Annotated in this window: 17 protein-coding genes; 12 read left to right on the top strand and 5 right to left on the bottom strand. The window is 71.6% G+C overall.

The window, feature by feature from the left end:
* Window positions 1–2: 2 nt before the first annotated feature.
* Complete coding sequence (locus ABN028_RS00610; protein ID WP_349695192.1) at window positions 3–821, bottom strand: DUF3152 domain-containing protein; 819 nt, start codon at window positions 819–821, stop codon at window positions 3–5.
* A gap of 46 nt (window positions 822–867) precedes the next feature.
* Here ABN028_RS00610 and ABN028_RS00605 point away from each other — a divergent pair, with 46 nt between their 5' ends.
* The gene (locus ABN028_RS00605; protein WP_349695191.1) at window positions 868–1,020 is read left to right on the top strand and encodes a hypothetical protein; all 153 of its coding nucleotides are present in this window, start codon (window positions 868–870) and stop codon (window positions 1,018–1,020) included.
* A gap of 18 nt (window positions 1,021–1,038) precedes the next feature.
* Here ABN028_RS00605 and ABN028_RS00600 read toward each other — a convergent pair whose 3' ends face one another.
* Window positions 1,039–3,285 carry a helicase-associated domain-containing protein gene (locus ABN028_RS00600; RefSeq protein WP_349695190.1) on the bottom strand — a complete coding sequence of 749 codons (2,247 nt, stop codon included), beginning with the start codon at window positions 3,283–3,285 and terminating at the stop codon, window positions 1,039–1,041.
* A gap of 265 nt (window positions 3,286–3,550) precedes the next feature.
* Here ABN028_RS00600 and ABN028_RS00595 point away from each other — a divergent pair, with 265 nt between their 5' ends.
* The 7 genes from ABN028_RS00595 to ABN028_RS00565 all read left to right on the top strand — a co-directional run bounded on the left by ABN028_RS00595 (window position 3,551) and on the right by ABN028_RS00565 (window position 10,398).
* Window positions 3,551–4,303, top strand: coding sequence for a DedA family protein (locus ABN028_RS00595; protein WP_349695189.1), 753 nt, complete (start codon window positions 3,551–3,553; stop codon window positions 4,301–4,303).
* 111 nt (window positions 4,304–4,414) lie between these two features.
* Window positions 4,415–5,437, top strand: a complete 1,023-nt coding sequence (locus ABN028_RS00590; RefSeq protein WP_349695188.1) for a lysylphosphatidylglycerol synthase transmembrane domain-containing protein — start codon at window positions 4,415–4,417, stop codon at window positions 5,435–5,437.
* An 84-nt stretch (window positions 5,438–5,521) separates the two neighbouring features.
* On the top strand, window positions 5,522–6,031 hold the full coding sequence (locus ABN028_RS00585; protein WP_349695187.1) for a type 1 glutamine amidotransferase domain-containing protein: 510 nt from the start codon (window positions 5,522–5,524) through the stop codon (window positions 6,029–6,031).
* Between the two features lie 211 nt (window positions 6,032–6,242).
* Window positions 6,243–6,989, top strand: a complete 747-nt coding sequence (locus ABN028_RS00580; RefSeq protein WP_349329623.1) for an META domain-containing protein — start codon at window positions 6,243–6,245, stop codon at window positions 6,987–6,989.
* 186 nt (window positions 6,990–7,175) lie between these two features.
* The gene (gene larE, locus ABN028_RS00575) at window positions 7,176–8,618 is read left to right on the top strand and encodes an ATP-dependent sacrificial sulfur transferase LarE (RefSeq protein WP_349695186.1); all 1,443 of its coding nucleotides are present in this window, start codon (window positions 7,176–7,178) and stop codon (window positions 8,616–8,618) included.
* Between the two features lie 239 nt (window positions 8,619–8,857).
* Entirely contained in the window at window positions 8,858–9,241 is a 384-nt protein-coding gene (locus ABN028_RS00570; RefSeq protein ID WP_349329738.1) for a cold-shock protein, read from the top strand.
* Between the two features lie 284 nt (window positions 9,242–9,525).
* On the top strand, window positions 9,526–10,398 hold the full coding sequence (locus tag ABN028_RS00565) for a hypothetical protein (RefSeq protein WP_349695185.1): 873 nt from the start codon (window positions 9,526–9,528) through the stop codon (window positions 10,396–10,398).
* Window positions 10,399–10,468: 70 nt separating this feature from the next.
* Here the strand turns inward: ABN028_RS00565 and ABN028_RS00560 are convergent, their stop codons facing one another.
* Entirely contained in the window at window positions 10,469–14,326 is a 3,858-nt protein-coding gene (locus ABN028_RS00560) for a S8 family serine peptidase (RefSeq protein WP_349695184.1), read from the bottom strand.
* A 193-nt stretch (window positions 14,327–14,519) separates the two neighbouring features.
* Between ABN028_RS00560 and ABN028_RS00555 the strand changes: the two genes are divergently transcribed.
* Genes ABN028_RS00555 through ABN028_RS00545 form a run of 3 tightly spaced genes read left to right on the top strand, consistent with a single transcriptional unit; the run spans window position 14,520 to window position 18,318 of the window.
* Window positions 14,520–16,085 (top strand): sugar ABC transporter ATP-binding protein, encoded by a 1,566-nt coding sequence (locus ABN028_RS00555; protein ID WP_349695183.1) that lies wholly within the window; start codon window positions 14,520–14,522, stop codon window positions 16,083–16,085.
* Entirely contained in the window at window positions 16,082–17,245 is a 1,164-nt protein-coding gene (locus ABN028_RS00550) for an ABC transporter permease (RefSeq protein WP_349695182.1), read from the top strand. Before ABN028_RS00555 ends, ABN028_RS00550 begins: the two co-directional genes overlap by 4 nt.
* Window positions 17,242–18,318 carry a substrate-binding domain-containing protein gene (locus ABN028_RS00545; RefSeq protein WP_349695181.1) on the top strand — a complete coding sequence of 359 codons (1,077 nt, stop codon included), beginning with the start codon at window positions 17,242–17,244 and terminating at the stop codon, window positions 18,316–18,318. Before ABN028_RS00550 ends, ABN028_RS00545 begins: the two co-directional genes overlap by 4 nt.
* A 113-nt stretch (window positions 18,319–18,431) precedes the next feature.
* Here the strand turns inward: ABN028_RS00545 and ABN028_RS00540 are convergent, their stop codons facing one another.
* Window positions 18,432–20,213 (bottom strand): MFS transporter, encoded by a 1,782-nt coding sequence (locus tag ABN028_RS00540; protein WP_349329630.1) that lies wholly within the window; start codon window positions 20,211–20,213, stop codon window positions 18,432–18,434.
* A gap of 177 nt (window positions 20,214–20,390) precedes the next feature.
* Here ABN028_RS00540 and ABN028_RS00535 point away from each other — a divergent pair, with 177 nt between their 5' ends.
* Window positions 20,391–21,194 carry a DUF3027 domain-containing protein gene (locus tag ABN028_RS00535; RefSeq protein WP_349695180.1) on the top strand — a complete coding sequence of 268 codons (804 nt, stop codon included), beginning with the start codon at window positions 20,391–20,393 and terminating at the stop codon, window positions 21,192–21,194.
* On the opposite strand, the gene ABN028_RS00530 is transcribed toward ABN028_RS00535, so the two are convergent.
* Window positions 21,158–21,490, bottom strand: a complete 333-nt coding sequence (locus ABN028_RS00530) for a DUF2530 domain-containing protein (RefSeq protein WP_502877596.1) — start codon at window positions 21,488–21,490, stop codon at window positions 21,158–21,160. The two genes, ABN028_RS00535 and ABN028_RS00530, sit on opposite strands and share 37 nt — an antisense overlap.
* Window positions 21,491–21,570 lie beyond the last annotated feature (80 nt).

The following is a 21,570-nucleotide window of genomic DNA, read 5'->3' as shown; positions in this document are numbered from 1 at the left end:
TGTCAGTCGCGGGCGAGTTCGGAGCCGAGGGGCCACGGGTTGGCCTTGCAGCTGCCGACACCCTTGGTCTGCTGCATCATGACCGGCGCCGGTTGCCCGGCCCCCGCGCAGTCCACGTGCCCCTTGCTCAGTCGGTGTCCGACCTCGTGGTTGACGACGTAGTTGCGGTAGTTCACCACGTCCTTGCCGAACGCCTCCGCACCGAACGCCCAGCGCTTCGCGTTGATCACGACCCGGTCCCCGGTGCGGCAGGACAGTTCGCCGTTGGTCTGCAGCGGCGCGCAGAGCCGGTCCACCGTCGCGGGCGTCGCCAGCAGGATGTGCAGGTCGACCGGACCGCTGTCGACGCGCTGGAAGGTCGCCCATCCGGCGGCCGCCCAGCTGCGCGGGTCGCCGAGGATCTTGTCGACGGTCGTCGCGATCTCGGCGGGAGGGTACGGAAGGTCCCTCTCGACATCGACCTGGTACTTGATCAGCGGGCCAGAACCGGTCCGTCCGGTACCTCCGGCCGCGACGCCGAAGTCCCCGGAGCCCTTGGTGACGATGGTCACCGCCTTCGGCGGCCGTGCCCTTGGCGTGGACGAAGCCGACGGCGGCGTGGCGGTGCTCGGGGCGGCAGGACTGGTCGATACCGGGAACGGCCCCCGATCCTTGTTCCTCGACACCGGCGCGTCGTCGGCCGGCGCGGTGACGTCAGGACCCTGCTCGACCTTCCGGTCCATGGCGGTCGGTACTCCGACCAGGGCCTCGGTAGGCAGCCACAGCCCGTACCAGTCGGCGAGAAGTCCGAATCCGAGAATGAACGTCGAGATCAGAGCCACACTCGCACGCCGGATCCTGCGGCGGCGGGTTTGGAGTTGGTGGTCGGTGAGTGTCTGGGTACGGCGTTTCGTGGTCCTCGGCCTTTTCGTCCCGGACGTCTTCGTCCTGGCTGACGTCGTGCGGCGTACCTTCCTGCGGGCGAACATCGGTGGCGAGCCCTCCCCTGGTCGATCCCCCTCACCCCGGGAGTCACCCTAGCGGGACCCGAAAGACCCGTTAGTCGACCGGCGCGGCGCCAGTGATCCGATGCAGGGCGAAAGTCCGTGCCTCTCCCGCCGCATGGTCATACGCCGTGAGCCAGCCCCCGTCGATCCGAACCGGGTCAACGATGCGGTCGCGGGCACCCCCCTGCTGGTCTACGTACCCCATCCAGACCGACCATCCACCCGCCAGAGCGGCCCGAAGAACCTCGACAGCTTCGGCCGAGGCGGTACGCCGGAGTTGCCCCACTGCGGCCCCGGCGGGCCGGCTGGCCCGGGCCCGATCGCCGGCCCGGACGGCGCGTACGGCGGCCATCAGCACGTCCGGTTCGGGTTCTCGCGGACCTGTCGTGCCCGCCCGTGCCGGCGCCTCGGCGGTCCTCCCGGCCCGCGTACCGGTGAGCACCAGCGCGCCCTCCGGGGTTTCGGCGACCGGCGAATACCCAAGGGCCCGCAGCTCGTCGACGATCACCTTCACCGGCTGCCGGCCGATGACCACGGTCGGTGCGATCCGGCGCAGGCCGAGGGGTGTGGTCCGGCGGTCGGCCAGCAGCGCGTCGAGCGCGGCCGGGTCGTCGCAGCGGAGGTACGCCGTCGCGGTGCCCGCCCGGAGGTGGCCGTGCCGGCGGGCTATGTCGTCGATGAGGTACGACAGCGGCTGCGGCACCGGCGTGGCCGAGTGGCGGGACACCAGGTCGTGCAGCTCCGCCGCCGTCCGACCCCCGTCGAGGGCGCGACGGACCGACTCCGCACTGAACCGGTAGACGGTGGCACCTCCGTGGGACTCGGCATCGGCCATGCTCGCCAGGGCGCGGGCCAGCTCGGGCCGCAGCGGGCCGGGGGCGACGGCGGTGAGGTCGGCCTGCAGGAGTACGTGGTCGACGGGTTCGGGGAGCAGCGGTAGGAGCGTTGCGGCGGCGGCCTTCTCGCTCTCACGCAGGGCAGCACCGTGGGCGGCGAGGGCACCGAGGCCGGTGACGCCCAGGACGGCGGCCTCGGTGAGGGTCCAGTCGAGGAGCTGGCGGACGAACGCGGTCATCCGCCGGGGCCGCAACCACTGCGCCCGGGCCGCGACCGCCTCGGCGTCCGGCGCGGTGTTCGCCGGCGCCTCCGCGAGAACCTGGAGTACCAGCTGGCGGACGTCCGGGGCGACGCTGCGTTCGACGTCCGGTGCCAACGCCGGCAGGAGCTTGTCGCGGTCGTCGCGGCTCCCGACGAGCCCCGGCACCCGGGTCGAGTACAGCCAGGCGCCCGCGATCCTGGCCCAGCGGTCGGCGGGTTCAAGCGCGAGCCAGGTGTCGTAGGCGGGGGTGGGAAGCCAGCCGTCGTCGTCGCCGACGGCGACGAGTCCGGCGGCGAACGCAGTCTCGATCACCAGTGCCGCGGTGGGCTCGTCGACGTCGAGACCCGAGGCGGTACGGCGCAGGTCGCGTACGCCCACACCGCCCGCGCGCAGGATCGTCGGAGGCTCGGCACCCCACGCGTCGAGGAGCTGCTCGACCAGGCGTACGACGTCCAGCGTGGTACCGGCGGCGGTCCGGTCGACGAGCGCCTGGTCGCGGGCGGTCCCCGCCAGCGCGGGCGGATCGAGCTCGCCGGCCGGGAGAAGCCGGCCGCCGCGGCGGTGGAGGCCGACCTCCCGGGGCAGCGTCACGGACCGGGCGTCGCGGGCGACGAGGAGGCCGCGGGCGAGGAGCTGCTCGACCGGGCTGCGGGCGGACTCGACCGTGACGGTCCGGTTGGCGTCGGACACCAGCCCGATGGGTGGCCCGGCGGCCAGGCGTTCGGCGACGGATCGCGCCTCCGCGCCGGCCTCGTCGAGAAGTGCGGCCAGGTGTGCGCTGTCGGCGTGGCGCGGGTCGTCCGCCGGCGGTCCGAGGCCGGCGGGGTGCGGGCCGAGCAGATCGGGGACGACGGCGGCCACGTCCAACGCGTCGTCGGGGCCCCAGACGAGGGCAAGGGAACGCAGCCGGGCCAGGGTCGCGTCCAGTTGTTCGTTCGGGAGGTCGAGAAGTGTCCGAAGGGCGGCCCGGGAGACCTGTGGCGCGGCGACCACCACGGCCTCCACGACCGCGAGCTCGCGCCGGTCGAGACGGTCCAGCGCCCGTGCCAGCGAACTCCTGGTCGTCGCCCTGGCCGCGAGCGCCACGATGTCCGACGGCAACGGGGTGACGAGATCCGGTCGGGCGCGGAACAACCGCACCAGCGCGTCGTCAGCGAGGGTGCGGAGAGCTTCTGCGAGCGTGACCGGCTCGGCAGCCATTCTGGCCATCCCTTCCACGGTAGAGCCCACTCCACCGTAGAGCTCCAGGCCAAGCGCCGGGTGCCTGCGGACTTGTCGAAGGTATCTCGTCATCTATGGCGACATACCTCTGACAGGTGACCGGGGCCGAGCCCGACCGCACGACGACCCTGGCCGACCCTGAGGGGCTTGCCAGGGTGGGCGCGGGCCCTTCCCCGATGTGCGTGGAGGGTCCCGGACGGCACGGTGGATCCATGCCGTTCGCAGGAGAATTCTGGGGGTACGCATGTCGGTGACGGGGACCCTCGCCGATCTCCATGCCATGGTGACCGCACTGCATCCTGGCGTGCTCGTCGCGCTCACCGTCCTGGCGGTCTCGCTCGAGACGTCGCTGTTCGTCGGGCTGCTGGTTCCCGGGGACGTCGTACTCCTCGTCGCCGGCGCCACCGTGACGACGCCCGGCGAGTTCGTGGCGGTGGTCGTCGCCGGCATCGCCGGTGCCCTCGTGGGGGAGGCGACCGGCTACGCGTTGGGCCGCCGCTACGGGACGCGTCTCCGGCACAGCCGGCTCGGCCAGCGCCTCGGCGAACGCCGCTGGATCCGTACCGGCCGCGCGCTGGACCGTTGGGGTGGACGCGCGATCGTGACCGCCAGGTTCACGCCGGTGGTCCACGCGATGCTGCCGGTCGTCGCGGGAACGCTCGGCTATCCGATCGGACGGTTCCTGCGCTGGTGCGGTGCCGCGGCGGTCATCTGGTCGCTCGTGTACGCCGGTGCCGGCGCGTTGGCGGGCAGCCAGCTCGCGCGGGTGAACGGCTCGCTCGGTCTGTTCGGCTACGGCGTGCTCCTCGTTGTCGGCGTCTTGATCGCCCTCAAGTGTGGGAAGGCTGTCAAGACCGCCTTGCGTCGGCGGTCGGCGCCGGTCGCGCCGGTCGGGTCAGCTGCGTTGGCGGGGTCAGGTGAACCGGTCGCGTCAGGTGAACCGGTCGCGTCAGGTGAACCGGTCGGAATGGTGGACGCGTGCGATCGCGGGAGGTGACAACTGATGAGCCTGGCTCCTGAGGTGACGGCTCGGCCGGAAACGTCTGCCGGGACCACCCATGCGCCTGCTCTGGCGAATCCCCGCTCCCGACACGCATCGACTCCGCCCGTGGCGAAGAACCGCACCGGGCGCGGATCGAGAACCACAGCGGAGGTCGCACGTCGCGACGGGCGTGGGGCACGTCGCGACCGTGACTTCCGGCTGTCGTGGCGTGGCCGCCATGTACTCGTCCTCGCCGCCGTGGTCGGCCTTGTCGGCTGGCTCGCGTACGAGAACCGGAACGCCTTCGACCCCGGGCTGTGGCGCGCGAACCTGCACCTCGGCTGGGCGCTGCTCGCCGTCGCCGGCATGGGGCTCACGCTCGCCGGCAACGCATGGAACCTCTCCGGCGCGAGCCCGACCCGGTTGCGGTTCTGGCCGACGTTCGCCGCACAGGTCGCCGGGTCGCTGCTGCGCATCGTGTCGCCGGCAGCGGTGGGTGCCGCCGCCGTCAACGTGCAGTACCTCCGGCGGGCCGGCGTGAGTGGGACGGCCTCGCTCGGCGCCGTGTCGGTCGCGCAGTCCGTACAACTGCTGCTGGCGCTGTTGTTGCTCCCGCCCGTTGCCATCGCGGCCGGTGCCGAGGCCGAACTGTTGAGCGCCGACGGCCTGTGGATCGCGCTCGCCGCGGTGGCCGGGACAGCGGTGGCCGCAGGTGCCGTCGTCCTCGTCGTACGCAGGTCTCCCCTGGCGGAGGCTCGGGTCCGGATGCTGCTGGGTGAGCTGTCCCGGTCGCTGCGGGCGATGGCGGGCGAGCCGCGGCGGGCGGTCGTGAGCGTCGCCGGCGCGGTCTGCGTCTCGGGCGGGCTCATCCTCGCGCTGTGGTCGTCCGTGCATGCGTTCGGTGGGTCGCTGGCGTTGCTGACGGCGGCGGGCGTTCTCCTGCTCGGAAGTACGGCGGGCAACATCGTCCCGGTGCCTGGTGGACTCGGCTCGGTCGACGCGGCGCTCGTCGCCGCGTTGACGGCGACCGGCACCCCGCTCACCGTGGCGTTGCCGGCGGTGGCGTTGTTCCGGCTGGTGACGCTGTGGCTGCTGCTTCCGGCGGGCCTGGTGAGCCTCGGCCTGCTCCGCAGCCGCGGGCAGCTGTAGGGAGCCCGCGAGCGTGTAAGGCTGGAGCTGTCGGGTAGTCCGACCGACTGGCCCCGACCTCGAGAAGCGAAAGCGGGGAGAACCATGGCAAAGGTCGCATTTGTGGTCGACGAGATCTTCGAGGACTCCGAGTTCCAGGTCCCGTACGACGAGGTACGCAAGGCGGGACACGAGGCCGTCGTCGTCGGCAGGGAGAAGGGCAAGGAAGTCACCGGCAAGAAAGGGACGAAGGTCACGGTCGAGCTCGGATCCGACGACGCGCGGGCGGATGACTTCGATGCCGTCGTCGTGCCGGGTGGCTACTCACCGGACAAGGTGCGTACGGACGCGAAGCTGGTCGGCCTGACCCGCCAGGCGTACGAACACGGCAAGCCGGTCGCGGCGATCTGCCACGCCGGCTGGGTACTCGCCGAGGCGGACATCGTGCGCGGCAAGACGGTGACCTCGTACCACTCCATCAGGACAGACCTGGTCAACGCCGGTGCCGAGTGGGTCGACAAGGAAGTCGTGGAGGACGGCAACCTCATCACGTCCCGTACGCCCGCCGACCTGCCGGCGTTCTGCGCCACCCTCCTCCGACAGCTCGGCTCGTAGACCCACCGCAGACCGCGGCGGGGCCGGTGTGGGCCGGAATCCCAGCGGCGCCGGGATCCCGCACACCGCGCCCGCCGCGCCTGCCGCGCCGGGCAACCTCCGGCGACGGCGAACCGTCTGAATGGCTATGAGATCTCGCAGACTGCTCGGATGCCTGGCCCTTCTCCTGGCTGCCGCTGGCACCGGTGGCTGCGGCGGAGGGGTGACAACAGTGGACCCAGGCGCCGGATCCGAGGCGGAGGACCAGCTACGCGGACGTACGTACCTCTCGACCGAGGTCACGGACTCCGGTGCCCCCCGCGCACTCGTCGACGGCACCCGGATCAGCCTGCAGTTCACCGACGACGGCCGGTTGCTCGCCAACGCCGGCTGCAACTCCATGTCCGGTGAGGTCAGCCTCGACGACAGCCGGCTCGACGTGGGCGGCGGCCTCGCGACGACCGAGATGGGCTGCGATCCCGCCCGGCACGAGCAGGACGAATGGCTGGCGAAGCTCTTCGACACCAGCCCGGAATGGCGCGTCGACGGCGACCGGCTGATCCTCACCTCGGGCGAGTCGAGAATCGTCCTCCTCGACCGCAAGGTCGCCCAACCCGACCGCCCGCTGACCGGCACCCGCTGGAAGCTCACGACGATCATCGACGGGGAGGTGGCGTCGTCGGTGCCGAAGCTGGACAAGACGCCGGACCTCACCTTCACCAAGGGCGGAGAGGTCAGGGGCTTCAGCGGTTGCAACGGTTTCGGTGGCGAGGCGACCGTCTCCGGTTCGACCATCGCGTTCGGGTCGTTGCAGGGCACCCTGATCGCCTGCCCGGGCGCTGCGGGCGAGGTCGAGCGGACGGTCCTCGACGTGCTGAAGGGCGACGTCCAGTTCACGATCGACGCGGACCAGCTGCGGCTGCGGCATCCGGACGGCAAGACCCTCGTCTACTCGGCCGCCACCGCCAAGGACCGCTGAGTCGTAGCCCTCACGGCAGCCGCCGCTACGGACAGTGTGCGCCGACCATCGCGTCCAGGACCTGCTCCCGGCCCCAAGGTCGAGGACGCTGGTCCCGCCCTCCAACTCGCACCTCGTCGCACCTCGACGCCCGTCCCGGACCCCGACCGGGACGGGCACATTGCCACGCAACGTAGGGTCGATGCCGTGGCCCCAGATGCGTTAGTCGTCGGTTTCGACCTGGATATGACCCTCATCGACTCCCGTCCCGGCATCGCCGCGGTCTGGGACGCGGTCTCCGCGCGTACCGGCGTCCACGTCGACAGCGCCACCGTCGTGACCCGGCTCGGGCCACCGCTGGACCACGAGGCGGCACAGTGGTTCCCGCCCGCCCAGGTGCCGGCGGCCGTCGCGCTCTACCGCGAGCTCTATCCCGACCTGGCCGTCGAGGCCGCCGCGCTGCTGCCGGGTGCGGCCGAGGCGATCAAGGCCGTACGCCGGCACGGCGGCAAGGTGCTGGTCGTCACCGCCAAGAACGAGCCACACTCCCGCCTGCACCTCGAACACCTCGGGCTCGAGGTCGACGAGATCGCGGGCGACGTCTGGGCGGAGGAGAAGGGCACGGTCCTGCGGGCGCACAACGCCACGATCTATGTCGGTGACCACCACGGTGACATGCTCGGCGCGCGGACGGCGGGGGCCCTGGCGCTGGGCGTCCCGACCGGGCCGCTCTCGGCGGAGGAGCTGCGGGCCGCCGGCGCTGACGTCGTACTCACCGATCTTGCCGACTTTCCGTACTGGCTCGACGAACACATGCTCACCACCCGGCTGGCCGCACTCGAGACGCAGCTGACCGCCCTGGGTTCGCTCGTCGTCGCGTTCTCCGGCGGCGCGGACTCGGCGTTCCTGCTCGCGGCGGCCGTCCGCGCACTGGGCTCGGACAACGTGGCCGCCGCCACCGCCGTCTCGCCGTCCCTGCCCGACGCCGAGCTCGCGCCGGCGCGCGAGTTCGCCGACTCGCTCGGGGTCCGCCATCTCACTCCGCGTACGGACGAGATGGCCCGGGAGGGTTACCGCGCCAACGACGGAGACCGGTGCTACTTCTGCAAGGCCGAACTGCTCGAGGTCGTCACGCCCATCGCGGCCGAGCTCGACATCGCCCACGTCGCGACCGGCACGAACGCCGACGACGCCCGCGCCGGGTTCCGCCCAGGCATCCGCGCGGCGGCCGAGCGCGGTGCGGTCACCCCGCTCAGGGACGCCGGCCTCACCAAGGAGCAGGTCCGCGAGGCGTCCCGCCGCTGGGGCCTGCCCACCTGGGACAAACCGGCCGCGGCCTGCCTGTCGAGCCGGATCGCGTACGGGCTCTCGATCACCCCGGCCCGCCTCGCCCGCGTCGAACAGGCCGAGGTCGCCCTTCGGGCGGTCCTCGCCGAGACCGGCGTACCCGTCCGCAACCTCCGGGTCCGCGACGTCGGCGACACTGCGCGGATCGAGGTCGACGCCGATCTCGTCGAGGCGGTCGAGGCGCTGCAGGAGGCACACGAGGCGGTGCTGGCGGCCGGGTTCGAGACAGCGGAGGTCGACCCGAAGGGCTTCCGGTCCGGCTCCATGAACGATCTGCTGCCCGAACCGTCCCGCTTCCGCTGATCCTGATCCTGGGTCTGCGTGGCGGCCGCCACGCGACGCGCGGCCCGCGGTCCGGGCCGAAGCCGGCACGTAGGTGGCGTGAGGCGTACTAAGAGGTAGAGGCCAGACGTCCAGACGTCTACCCTTGGAGCGGCCCCCGTCCTGCGGGGGCCCAGTCATGAGAAGACGTGTCATGAGAGCGCGGGTCGCCCGGTTCCGCTGCTCTCCCATCCCAGACAGTGCATCCGAGCGAGGTCGATGTGCCGGCAGGCAAGGTGAAGTGGTACGACGCGGACAAGGGCTTTGGCTTCCTCACCAAAGACGACGGAGGGGATGTCTACGTCCGGGCCTCCGCCCTGCCCAGCGGCCTGACCTCACTCAAGGCGGGGCAGCGGGTCGAGTTCGGCATCGTCGCGGGCCGCAAGGGTGACCAGGCGTTGTCCGTACGCCTGCTCGAGCCACCGCCCAGCGTCTCCAAGGCGATGCGGAAGTCGCCGGACGAGATGGTGGTCATCGTCGAAGACCTCATCCGGCTGCTCGACGGCCTCGAGGGGACCTACCGGCGTGACCGGCACCCCGACGGCCGGACGGCCAAGCAGGTGTCGACCGTCCTCCGGGCGCTCGCCAACGAGCTGGAGCTCTGAGCCGCCGCTCCCTTGCTGTTCGCCGGTCCTCGGCGCGGGCGGCTCGCTGTCCACGCGCGGCCCCTTCGCCGGTTCCCACGCGTGGCCCCTTCGCGTGTTCCCGCGGGGGGCTCCTTCGCGTGTTCCCGCGCGTGGCGCCACCTGTTGCCCGCCTGGTCAGCCAGGCGTGTGGTCACCGGCGAGGCGTCGACACCTGGCCAACATTCCACAGGCATGCCCAGCGTGGTCATTTGCCGGCGCGAACGGCGGTGTCCGCCACCCGGCTTCGGCGTACCGTTGAGAGCGTGGCCAGTGGACACATCGGTGAGCTGTACGCAGACAACCTGACCGACGCCGACCTCGAGCTGTTGGCCGAGGCGGCCGCGCCGACACTCACCGCTGCCGAGCTGCGGCACGAACCCGCGGCGATTCCCGGCCTCTTCGACCGGCCGGAGGTCTTCGATGCCGTCTTCGGTCGTACGCAGGAACCTCACGACCGCTGGCTCGTCGGGGTGTCGCCGTTCCTGGCGTTCACGACCGCGGTGCACCGGTCGGCCGCGGACCTGTCCCACACGAGCTACCTCACCGAACGCACGGGAGCCCGCGAACGCGTCCCCGTCTTCGACGGCCCGGAGCTGGCCAGCTTTCTCGAACCCCTGGCGCGGCGGCTGTTCTTCGCCGAACTGCTGGCCTCGTTCGCCCGGGTGGCCAGCGGGCGGTATGTCGTGCGTACCGCCCGCGGTCTGCGTTCCCGTCGCTACAGCGAACTCGACCCCGTTCGCCTCGCCGGCCTCGTCGACACGGTGCCTCCCGCCGAACGGCCGGGCGCCTACCGCCGACTCGGTGACGTGGTGCTGTTCCTCGCCGGCGTGTTCCCCGACTACACGACCAGGCACGCCCTGGGCCCGATCGACGCGGCCCGCCTGCTGCGCGCGGCCGGCATCGCCCGCGAGGACCGCGACGCGCTCGCCGCGGCTCCGGCGATCGACCTCTTCGAGCATCTGGGTGCCCGCTGGTACCGCCAGGCGTCTCAGCTCGCGCCGCTGCGGACGGTGCGCCTGGAGGTCATCGCCGAGGTCGCGGAGAGTTTCCGGCAGGCCCGGCGGGTGCTCAACTTCGTCGCCGACCGGTACCTCTTCCCGGCCGGCGGCGGTTGGTTCACCCCTCCCGGCACCTGAGCGCGTCCCTCACCTGGCGGCATACGCCAGGCTCCACGATCTGCTCGACACCCGTGGGCGGATGGCCCGCTCACTTCACCGCGTACGCCCGCTCGACCACCTGCTCGACGCCGTTGCCGTGGCTGTCGGTGGCGGCGACCTTCAGCGTCACGTACCCGCCGGCGCCCGGCCGGTTGTCGACGTGCGCCACCCACGCGGACCCTTCGCCCACCGTGACCGGTGCGGCGGACCACGTCTCGCCGTCGTCGTAGGACGCCCACGCCGACACCTCACCCACCGCGCCCGGGTCGTAGTCCGCCTGTCCTTCGAACGTCAGCCGCACCGGGAAGTCCGCCGTCGCGGGGGCCCGGTTGTACGCGTCGAGCGGCACGTCGTAGTCCGGCAGCAGGATCGGCAGCGCCACCGTGTCCTCACCCGGCGGCCGGCCCGACCGGAACGTGAACGTCGTCTCGGTCCGCAGCGACAGTCGCCAGTCCGGATAGGAGCTCGACCCCGCGAACGGCCGTGCGGTCGTGACCTCCAGCCGGTAGTCCGCCGCCGGTTCCTCGACCGCCGCCTGCCCGAACGCCCCGAACGACGACTGCCCGACCAGGACGCCGTTGCGGTGGAGCTTCAGTCCTCCGGTGTCGCCGAAACCGGCCCGCGGCCCCATGTGGTCCGGGTCGGCGTCCTGCCAGTGCGGGAACTCGAAGCCCACCAGGTTGCCCTGCCGCTCGGCGACGTGCAGGTGGGTCCCGTCGTCGGCCACGCGGACACCAGTCTGCATCGGGTGTTTGAACCACGTTGTCCGCAGGGAGTCCCCGCGGGTGAAGGTGCGTACCCGGTCGTAGACCACCGCACCCCAGATGACGTTGGCCGTGACGATCTGCTCCCAGCCGGTGTCACCGGGGGTGTAGTAGACGTCGCGCTCCTGCGGCGTGCGTACCTGGTTGACGTCGCCGACGTAGGCCACCGCGCCCCCGGTCCACGGCCGGTGCGCGATCGGCAGGTCGGCATAGCCGAGCGACCGGTCGCCCGGTGCGTACCACGTCTCGTGGACGCGACCGAGGTCACTGGCGTACACCGTGTGCGTCCGGTCGGAGCCGATCCGGTCCTTGTCGAAGTACGCCAGGTTGTAGACGTACGGGCTGTCGGCGACCGCCGACCACGACAGCCGCACCGGGCCGTCGGCCGCGGCGAGGCGCTCCCGCAGCAGCTGCTCGTCTTCGGGCGTGAGGGTCAGCCCGGGAGCCGCCGGAACCCTCACGCCGTTCACGAAGCTCGGCCGCGCGGTCCAGCGCCAACGCCCCGGTGAGTCACGCCCGACGAGCACCGCCCGCGCGCCGGCGGCCGCCGCGTCCCGCAGGAGGGTGCTGATCCGCGTCGCCGTCGGCGTCGGCAGGTGGATGAGGGCCACCTTGTCGCGCACGCCGGCGGCTTCGAGCGCCTCCGGCGTACCGTCGCCCACGTCGACGACCTCTGCCGTCGCCTCGCCGTCCAGCAGCTCACCCCAGGCCATGGGCGCCGGATCGATCCGCGCTCCACCGCGGCCGGCGATGCGCATGCGTACGTCGGGTGCGTACATCCGCAGGTACGTTCCCAACTCGAAATGGCCCTTGCCGACCTGGTGTGAGTCGGGGACGGCGAAGAGGTCCTCCACCGAGGCGTTCGCCAGATAGCCGCCGGAGACCACCCAGTCGCTGGCCCACCGGCCGTACAGCATCGCGCCGCCGCGCAGCTCCAGCGGCCGGTCGCCGTCGACCTCGAGCCCCCGCCCCTCGCGCGCGTCCAGGACCAGGGTCGTGTCACGGTCGACGGTGATCTCGGGACGGCCGGCGTAGGTCGCCGAGGCGACCAGCCCCGTGGCCGCCGTGCCGGGGTCGCGGGTGGTGATGAGCGCGGCGATGGAGTACGTACCTGCGCGGACGCGGAACGTGTCGTCCTTGCCGTCGGGATAGACCCGCCACCCTCCTGGCGCGTCGACGTTGAGGACGTCGAGGAACCCGGTCCCGGTGGCGCGGTTTCCCTGCCGGTCAAGGGTCCTGACGGTGAGGTCGACCGTCTCCGGTTCGACCCAGAAGCCGACCGGTGTCGTCACAACGGTGCCGTCGGAGGCCCGGCCGACCAACCGTCCGCCGAACTCGCCGTACGCCGCGTCGTCGACCCGTGTGCGTGGGTCGAGGGTCACCGGCACAGCGGCGCTCCCGCGCGCCGGCACGGTGAGCGTGCGCGCGCCGAGTTCGACCATGCCGCGCGGGGCTGGACCTCCGTCCTGCCCGGCGACCTCGAGGGACAGGTCAAGCGTCACTGGTCGGTCGCCGATGTTGGTGAACGACAAGGACGTCGTGACGGGATCGCTGCCGGTGTGCGGCCAGGTGAACGACGCGAGACTCGTCGGCCCCGGACCCAGCACGGTCTGGCGCAACGCTCGCGGCACGTCGACGACTCCCGCGCCCTGGGCGTCGATGTCGTCCTTGGCGTTCGGTGCGGCCGCCGACACCAGCAACGCCTTGCGATGCTGGGCCGTGAGGTCGGGACGCCGCTGCGCGAGGATCGCGGCGGCACCGGCGACGTGCGGCGCGGCCATCGACGTCCCCGACATCGGCGTGTAGTGGTTGTCGCCACGGCTGTCGAGCGCGGCGGCCATGATGGCGACACCCGGTGCGGCGAGGTCGGGTTTCGGCGCGTGGTTGCCAAGGACCGGCCCGCGGGCGGAGAAGTTCGCCGTCTCCCCGTCGCGGTCGACCGCGCCGACGGTCAGCGCACCGGGCACACAGCCGGGCGACGTCACCCCTTCGCGCACGCCGGTGTTGCCGGCCGCGATGACGAACAACGTCGTGGTCTGTTCGGTCAGTCGCTTCGCCGCCGCCGCCACCGGGTCGGTGCAGTCGGCCGGTGCGCTCGAACCGAGGCTCATGTTCACCACGTCCGCGCCCTGGCCGACCGCCCATTCCATGCCGGCGATGACCCAGGACTCCTGGCCGCCGGCCCAGCCGAGCACCCGCCCGACGAGCAGCTCCGCTCCCGGTGCGACGCCCTTGCGTACGCCCGCTGACGCCGAGCCGTTGCCGCCGACGATCGACGCCACGTGCGTGCCGTGCCCGTCCTCGTCGAAGGCGTCCGGCCGGTCGGTGAAGTTGGCCGTGGCGGCGATCCGCCCGGCGAGGTCCGGGTGGTTCGGGTCGTAGCCGCTGTCGAGCACCGCGACCTTCGTTCCGGTGCCGTCGAACCCCGCCGACCATGCTTCGGTCGCGCCGATCTGGTGCACGCTCCGGTCCAGCGTGGGCTGCACCTTCGCGTCGAGCCAGAGCCGGTTGATGCTTCGCGCCGAGCGGTCGCGCGGGTCTGCGAAGTCCCGCCAGAACCGCCGTGAGTCCTCCTTGTCGACGACGAGGGCGGATGCGGCGATGGACGGCAGCGGGCGGGTACGACGGGAGCCTGCCGGCGCGGGCACGTCTCCGCCGGAGCGCGGGTCTGCAGCGGTCGCGATGAGCGGGATACCGTCGCTGTGCGCGTCGTCGTATCCCTGCTCGACCAGGCCCGTGACGTTGAACAGCCGCTCGTCGAGGGTGCCGTCCGCGAGCAGGGGCGCGGCCGAGGCTGGCACGACGTACAGCTCGTCACCCACCTGCCGGGTGAGATAGCCGGCCGGGTCGGGATCCGGCGACGAGACGACGGCCGAGTGGCGACCAGCTTCGTCCGTACGCACGACAAGGCGGTCACCGGTCACCAGCGTCACCGTGGTCGCGTCCGGAGTGGCGGCGGAACCGACGAGAGCGGCGTTCCCGCCCGCGACCACACCTGGCCCCCGATCACCGGGTGCGGGTGTCGCGCTCGCCACCGTCATGGAACAGAGCAGCGCCACCGCTGTCGCGGCTGCCGCGACAGCGGTGCCGAACCGGAGTCCGGCACGACGGTTGATGGGCGTACGGCGAACCACAGCGTTCATGACCGTCACCCTCACAGAACCACCGACCACGCAGAACGATCGCGACGCGGCAGGTTCGCGCCATGACTGATACGCGTCACCGCCGGCCCGCAACTTTCGCCGCTCTCCTGTCATCGATCACGGCTACGCCTCCGGCCCGCAGGAGCACTAAGGTGCGGGGAAGCGTTTCCCAGACGGGAGGTGGGACGAGACGGTGAGCGGGACCACGAACGGGGGGACGACGCATCCGTTGCTGCGGCTCACCGGCATCGTCAAGGCGTTCCCCGGCGTACGCGCACTCGACGGCGTCGACCTCGAGGTCCAGGCCGGCGAGGTGCACTGCCTGCTCGGCCAGAACGGTGCCGGCAAGTCCACCCTCATCAAGGTCCTCTCCGGCGCACACCAGCCGGACGCCGGTGAGATCGAGTGGCGGGGCGACCACCTCACCCTTCCGACTCCGCAGGCGGCGATGAAACGCGGTGTCGCCGCGATCTACCAGGAACTCGACCTCGTAGACGGCCTGTCCGTCGCGGAGAACGTCTACCTCGGCCACGAACCCCGCACGTTCGGCGTACCCCACCGGCAGGCGATGCGGCGGCACACCACCGAGCTACTGGCTCGCCTCGGCCACGCCGAGATCCCGCCCACGCAGGAAGTCGGCACCCTGTCGTCGGCCGGCAAGCAGATCGTCTCGATCGCCCGGGCGCTCTCCCACGACGCCCGGCTGCTCATCATGGACGAGCCGTCCGCGGTACTCGCGGGCGACGAGACCACCAACCTGTTCCGGGTGATCCGCGACCTGTCCGCCGACGGCGTCGCGGTGGTCTACATCTCCCACCGGCTGGAGGAGATCCGCGAGATCGGCGACCGGATCACCGTGCTCAAGGACGGCCGAACGGTCGCCCGCAACCTTCCCGCCCGCACCACGCCGACCCCCGATCTCGTCCGGCTGATGACCGGCCGCCAGGTGGAGTACGTGTTTCCCCCGGCGACGAGCCGTGACTTCGGCGCAGAACTGCTGCGGGTCGAAGGGCTGACCCGGCGCGGCGAGTTCCGCGACGTGACGTTCAGCGTGCGTGCCGGCGAGGTCGTCGGCATCGCCGGCCTCGTGGGCGCCGGCCGGTCCGAGCTGCTCGAGACGGTCTACGGCCGACGACGCCCCGACGCGGGCCGTGTCCTCGTCGACGGCAGGCCGCTGCGGAGGGGGTCCGTCGGCGCCGCCGTGCGCGTCGGGCTCGGCCTCGCTCCGGAGGAACGCAAGAGCCAGGCGCTCATCCTCGACCAGCCGGTCTCCCACAACGTCACGCTGGCGACGCTGCGCCGGTTCTCGACGTTCGGGCTGCTCCGCCGCGGCCGCGAGCACGCGGAGGCGACCCGGGTGACGCGCTCGCTCGACGTACGGCCGGACGACGTACGCCGTCCGATGCGTACCCTCTCCGGCGGCAACCAGCAGAAGACGGTCGTCGGCCGCTGGCTCCTCGGCGGCAGCCGGTTGCTGCTGCTCGACGAACCGACCCGTGGGGTCGACGTCGGCGCGCGGGCCGAGCTGTACGCACTGATCCGCAGGCTGGCGGCCGACGGCGTAGGCGTACTCCTGGTCTCCAGCGAAGTGCCGGAGGTGCTCGGCCTCGCCGACCGGGTCCTGCTGCTCAAGGACGGCGGCATCGTGCACGAGGGCCGGGCGGCCGACCTCGACGAGCACCAGGTGCTCGACACCCTCATGGAGGGCCGAGTCGCCACCAGCGGCACCGCGATCGGAGGAGGAGGAGGAGCGGTGTGAGCGACCAGACCGGCACAGGAACAGGCGCAGGCACGGACGCGGGCACCACGCGCGAACCCGGTGGAAGCACGCCGTCCGTGACCGCGCCACCCACCAGCGAGCAGTCGCGGGTGGAGGCGGCGGCCGCAGCGACCGGCGCGGCCACCGCGGGCACCGTGGGCGGGCTCGCCATGGGGACGCTCGTGCGGCACGCAGGTCTCGTCGTCGTCCTCGTCGTCCTCGCGATCGTCGGCATGATCACGTCGCCCGAGACGTTCGGCACCCAGTCCAACATCAACACGATCCTCACCAACGCCTCGGTGATCGGCGTCGTCACGGTCGGCATGACGTTCGTCATCATCGGCGGCGGGATCGACCTGTCCGTGGGCGCGATCATGGCGCTCGCCTCGGTGTGGTGCACGACCCTCGCCACCCAGTCCTACGGCCCCGGCGTCATGATCATGTGCGCGCTGCTCGTCGGCACGGGCACGGGAATCGTCAACGGCCTGCTGATCGCGTACGGCCGAATCGTGCCGTTCATCATGACCCTCGCGATGATGGCGAGCGCGCGGGGTCTCGCCGAGCAGCTGTCGTCGAAGCAGACGCAGGTGAGCCGGGTCGAGTTCGTCAACGACATCGCCCGCTCGGACGTGGTGGGGATCCCCGTCCTGGTGATCATCCTGGCGGTCGTCGTGGCCGCCGGATGGCTGCTGCTCGAGCGCACGACATTCGGCCGGCGCACGGTCGCGATCGGCGGCAACCCCGAGGCCTCGCGGCTTGCCGGCATCGACGTCCGCCGGCACACCGTCCTGCTCTACGCCCTGTCCGGCTTCTGCTGCGGCATCGCGGCCATCATGATCGTCTCGCAGACGACGGCCGGCTCCAGCACCCACGGGAACCTCTACGAGCTCGACGCCATCGCCGCCGCGATCATCGGCGGCACCCTGCTGACCGGTGGGCGGGGCACGATCATCGGCTCGCTGCTCGGCGTCCTCGTCTTCACCGTGATCACCAACCTCTTCATCCACAACAACCTGCCGACCGAGATCCAGAACATCGCCAAGGGCGCGATCATCGTCGGCGCCGCGCTGACCCAGGTCGTACGCCGGGGTTCCTGGTCCCCTGACCGGCCAGGCGTCCGTCCGTCCTCAGTGCTCCCCACCCACAGGAGATGGTCATGAACCGACAGCAGGATCCCGACCGGTCCGACCTCGGCCGCCGACAGCTCTTCCTCGGCGCGGCGGTCGTCGCCGGCGGTGCGGTGGTCGCCGGATGCACGTCGAACGAGCCGCAGGACGTCGGCACCGACAACCGGGCCGAGTCGGCCCCCAAGCCCGCCGCTGACGAGCCCGGCAAGCCGGTGACGATCGGCTTCTCCGCACCCGCCGCCGACCACGGCTGGATCGCGGCCATCACCGCCAACGCCGACAGCCAGGCCAAGTCCTACTCCGAGGTGACGCTGGAGAAGGTGGAGGCCACCAACGACATCGCGAAGCAGATCGCCGCCGTCGAGACGCTGATCAACAAGAAGGTCGACGCGCTCGTCATCCTCCCCAACGACGGCAAGCAGCTCACCGCGGTCGCGCAGAAGGCCACGGACGCGGGCATCCCGGTCATCAACCTCGACCGGATCTTCGACACTCCGCTGTCGTACCGCTGCTGGATCGGTGGCGACAACTACGGCATGGGCGTCGCCGCCGCCAACTTCATCGTCGAACGCCTCGAGGCCGACGGCACGTCCAACCCCGTCATCGCCGAGATCGCCGGCATCGACTCCCTGCCGCTCACCCAGGAGCGCAGCCAGGGCTTCAAGGACGCGCTCGCCAAGGCCGGCCTCGAGGTGAAGAACCGCGTCGCTGCCGACTTCACCGTCCCGGGCGGCCAGCGCGTCACGTCCAACCTCCTCCAGGCGGCACCGAAGATCGACGCCATCTGGAACCACGACGACGACCAGGGCATCGGTGTCCTCGCGGCGATCGACCAGGCCAACCGTGACGAGTTCTTCATGGTCGGTGGCGCCGGCTCCACCGACATGATGGAACGCATCAAGGCCGACGACACCGTGGTCAAGTGCACCGTGACCTACAACCCCTCGATGGCGTCGTCGGCGGTGTCACTGGCCCGGCTGGTCGCCCAGGGCAAGGGCATGAGTGACCTGGTGGAGAACGAGATCCCGAAGATGATCACCCTGGCGTCGGCGACCATCACCAAGGAGAACGTCGACGACTACCTCGAGCTCGGCTTCCGTTCCTGACCGGGTTCCGTACCTGACCGGCATGTCCAGCCGGCCCGCGAGTTGTTGGAGGTTGGTCGGCTTCTATGCCGACCAACCTCCAGCAACTCGGGCGGGGAAGGGTCCGGCGGTGATCAGCGGGCGGGTGGTTCGGCGGGCTGCGGCACCCGTTCAGGTTCCCGCTTGGATGCCGGACCCCACGCCACGACCAGACCGACAGCGAGCCCGAACGCACACAACCCCAGCCCCAGCCCGGGAATGAGCGGAAGGACGATTCCCAGGCCGCCGCCGATCACCCAGGACAGCTGGAGCAACGTCTCCGACCGGGCGAACACGCTCGTCCGCACATGTTCGGGCACCTCGCTCTGGATCAACGCGTCGAGTGAGAGCTTGCCCACCTGTTGGGCGAAGCCCGCCACGAACGCCAGGACCGCGACGGTCGCCAGTCCGTACACGATCGCCGTGAGGCAGGCCGCGAGCGCAGCGGTCCCCAACAGCACGCGGATGACGATCTCGGACCGCCGCGCCCTCGCCAGCGCGCCCAGCGCCGTGCCACAGAGGTTTCCCGCCCCCGCCGCACCGGCGATCACCGCCACCTGCAGGGTCACCGGATACCCCACCAGCGGGAACTCGCGGAGCAGGAACGCCATGAAGATCAACAAGAAGCCGGTGAACGCACGGAACGCGGCGTTCGCCCGCAACGCCAGGACAACGACGGTGGGGACCCTACGGCTGCGCAGCATCCGGCCGATCTCAGCGAACCGCAGGTGACCCTCACCCTCCGCCGAGTCGACCCGCGGTGGCAGCAGGATCGCCATCAGCGTGCCCACGGTGAAGATCAGGAACGCCAGCCGTAACGGCCACGCGGGCCCGAAGAACGCAAGACCGCCCGCACCCGCGGCCGCGATCCCGGCGAAGATCGCGCCGCCGAGGGAGATCCGGGAGTTGGCGGTCACCAACGCGACGTCGGGTGGCAGCAGGCGGGGTACGGCTGCCGCCCGGCTGACATTGTGTGCCTTCGAGGCGACCAGACAGCCGAAGACGAGGGGATAGAGCCACAGCTCTCCCGTCGCCACCCCACCGGCCATCACCCAGCAGAAGAACGCCCGGATCGCCATCGTCGACCCGAGCGCCCAGCGCCGTCCGCGACGGAACCGGTCGAGGAACGGACCGATCAGCGGTGCGATCAGGACGAACGGTGCCATCGTGACAAGGAGGTAGAGCGCGACCCGGCCCCTGGCCTCGCCGACGGGTACGGCGAAGAAGAGTGTGCCGGCGAGGCCGATCGCCATGGCCGCGTCGCCGCCGGCGTGGACGGAGTTGAGCTCGATCAACTTGGCGAGCCCGGACTCGCCCATGCCCTGCGCGTGGGTCACCCTGCGTACGCCACCGACGACGGCGCTCGCGCCGCGGGACACCACCCGGCCGACGCCGCTGGTGCCGGTGGCGACGGAGTGGCCGGCCTGCGCGAACCAGCCGGTGGGTCCGACAGCCGTCCGGACGACAGTGGGGTCGTCTGGCCGGGCGCGGGCGCGGTACTCGGTCGGCGCGTCCGGATCGCCCCGGCTCCCAGGATGCCGCTCGGTCGGCGCGTCCGGATCGCCTGCCGAGAGCCGGCTCGTCCGGCGCTGGGCGGGCGCATCCGACCCTCCTGCCGCGGACCGCCTTGACCGCCGCTCGGTGGGCGCGTCGGGATCACCTCTGCCGGGTCGGGGTCTGCGTACCGTCGGCGCGTCCGCGTGGACAACCTGCCGCGTCGGGTCGTTGGCAGTCGACCCGCCGGACAGAAGTGGACCTCTGCCCGCATTCCGCCGTGCCGCCGCCCTGCGCCCAGGCGGCCCGAGCGGGCGGCCCGGGTGGGCGTCGCCGCCGACGGGATCGCCCCCTGGGCGTCGCTGGCGGTCGTCAGGCTCCACCCTCATATCCTGCCTGGGCCTGCGTACCGGCGTCTCGCCCTCTCCGCTGCCCGGGCCAACGCCATGCTGCCCGGGCCAACGCCATCCACGCCCGATCGAAACACCTGCACGACATGCCATGCGACGGCCGGCGGGCCCGGCGCGACGCCGGGCGCCCGCGTGGGAGAATCGGCACTTGTGAGGGCAACCACGCGGCGCACCAGCCGACCGACGCGCACCGATGCCGTCTGTGCGGCAGCCGTGGACGAGGCGCGCGCAGCTGCAGCGGAAGTGGCGGACACCGAGACACTCGGCGCCTACCTCGGCTGTGATGCCGACGACGAGCGGGTCGTCACCCATTACTTCGCATGCGGCAACCCCGGCTACATCGGCTGGCGCTGGGCGGTGACCGTGACGCGGGCACCCCGCAGCCGGACCGTCACCGTCGACGAGGTTGTCCTGCTTCCCGGGCCCGACGCGGTGCTGGCTCCCGCCTGGGTGCCCTGGACCGAACGGATCGAAGCCGGCGACCTCGGACCCGGTGACCTGCTCCCGACCGCGCCCGACGACCCACGCCTCGCCCCTGGATACACCGGCGCCGACGAGACGCCGGAGGCAGAGGCACTGCGGAGGATCAGCGACGAGCTGGGGTTGGGCCGGATCCGTGTCCTCTCCCTCGAGGGTCGCGACGACGCGGCCGAACGGTGGTACGAAGGTGCGCCCGGGCCGAGCAACCCGATCGCGCAGGCCGCACCAGCCCAGTGTGCGACGTGCGGCTTCCTCGTACGCCTCGCTGGTCCGCTCGGCAAGGCGTTCGGCGTCTGCGCCAACGAGTTCTCACCGAGCGACGGCGAGGTCGTCGCCTTCGACCACGGGTGTGGCGCCCACTCCGAGGCGGTGTCGCCGGCCGCTGCTGCCGCGCTGACAACGGCTGAAGGTCCGGAGCACGTGCTCGACACGCTGACCTACGACGACACCGACCTCGATCTCGACCGCGGCTGACCGTTGGCACCGGCTCGCCGCAGCCTTGCCCTGCGGTAGACGCAGTAGCCGACGCCGAGTAGACCGAGGATCACGCCGGTGAGGCAGGTCCAGAGCCACCAGTCGGCGCCCGCCTCCCGTAGCCGGTCGGTGAAGGGCAGGAGGGCGAGCAGACCCACCGCCCAGGCAACCGTCCCCACGATGACCGCGCGGACGCCGTCGACATCGACCGGCTCGATGTCGGCCTGCTCCAACAGAGAGCGGTGATGCCGGGCGTTCCGGATCATCCGTTCCTGGCGATCCACGTCCCGGTTCACGGTTCCGAGCGTAACGCGCACATTGCCGGCATCGGTCCTCCTGCCGGAGGACATCGCCACTCTCGCGCCCGTCCTGTTCG

The organism is Actinopolymorpha sp. B17G11, from assembly GCF_040196095.1.
Lineage (GTDB): Bacteria > Actinomycetota > Actinomycetes > Propionibacteriales > Actinopolymorphaceae > Thermasporomyces.
Note: the sequence above shows the minus strand (reverse complement) of the source record. Positions and strands in the feature narration are given on the sequence as shown.

Excerpts from the sequence above, each read along its gene's own strand:
- ABN028_RS00600 (WP_349695190.1), bottom strand. The coding sequence starts at position 3,285 with ATGGCTGCCGAGCCGGTCACGCTCGCAGAAGCTCTCCGCACCCTCGCT.
- ABN028_RS00595 (WP_349695189.1), top strand. The coding sequence starts at position 3,551 with ATGTCGGTGACGGGGACCCTCGCCGATCTCCATGCCATGGTGACCGCA.
- ABN028_RS00585 (WP_349695187.1), top strand. The coding sequence starts at position 5,522 with ATGGCAAAGGTCGCATTTGTGGTCGACGAGATCTTCGAGGACTCCGAG.
- ABN028_RS00560 (WP_349695184.1), bottom strand. The coding sequence starts at position 14,326 with ATGAACGCTGTGGTTCGCCGTACGCCCATCAACCGTCGTGCCGGACTC.
- ABN028_RS00545 (WP_349695181.1), top strand. The coding sequence starts at position 17,242 with ATGAACCGACAGCAGGATCCCGACCGGTCCGACCTCGGCCGCCGACAG.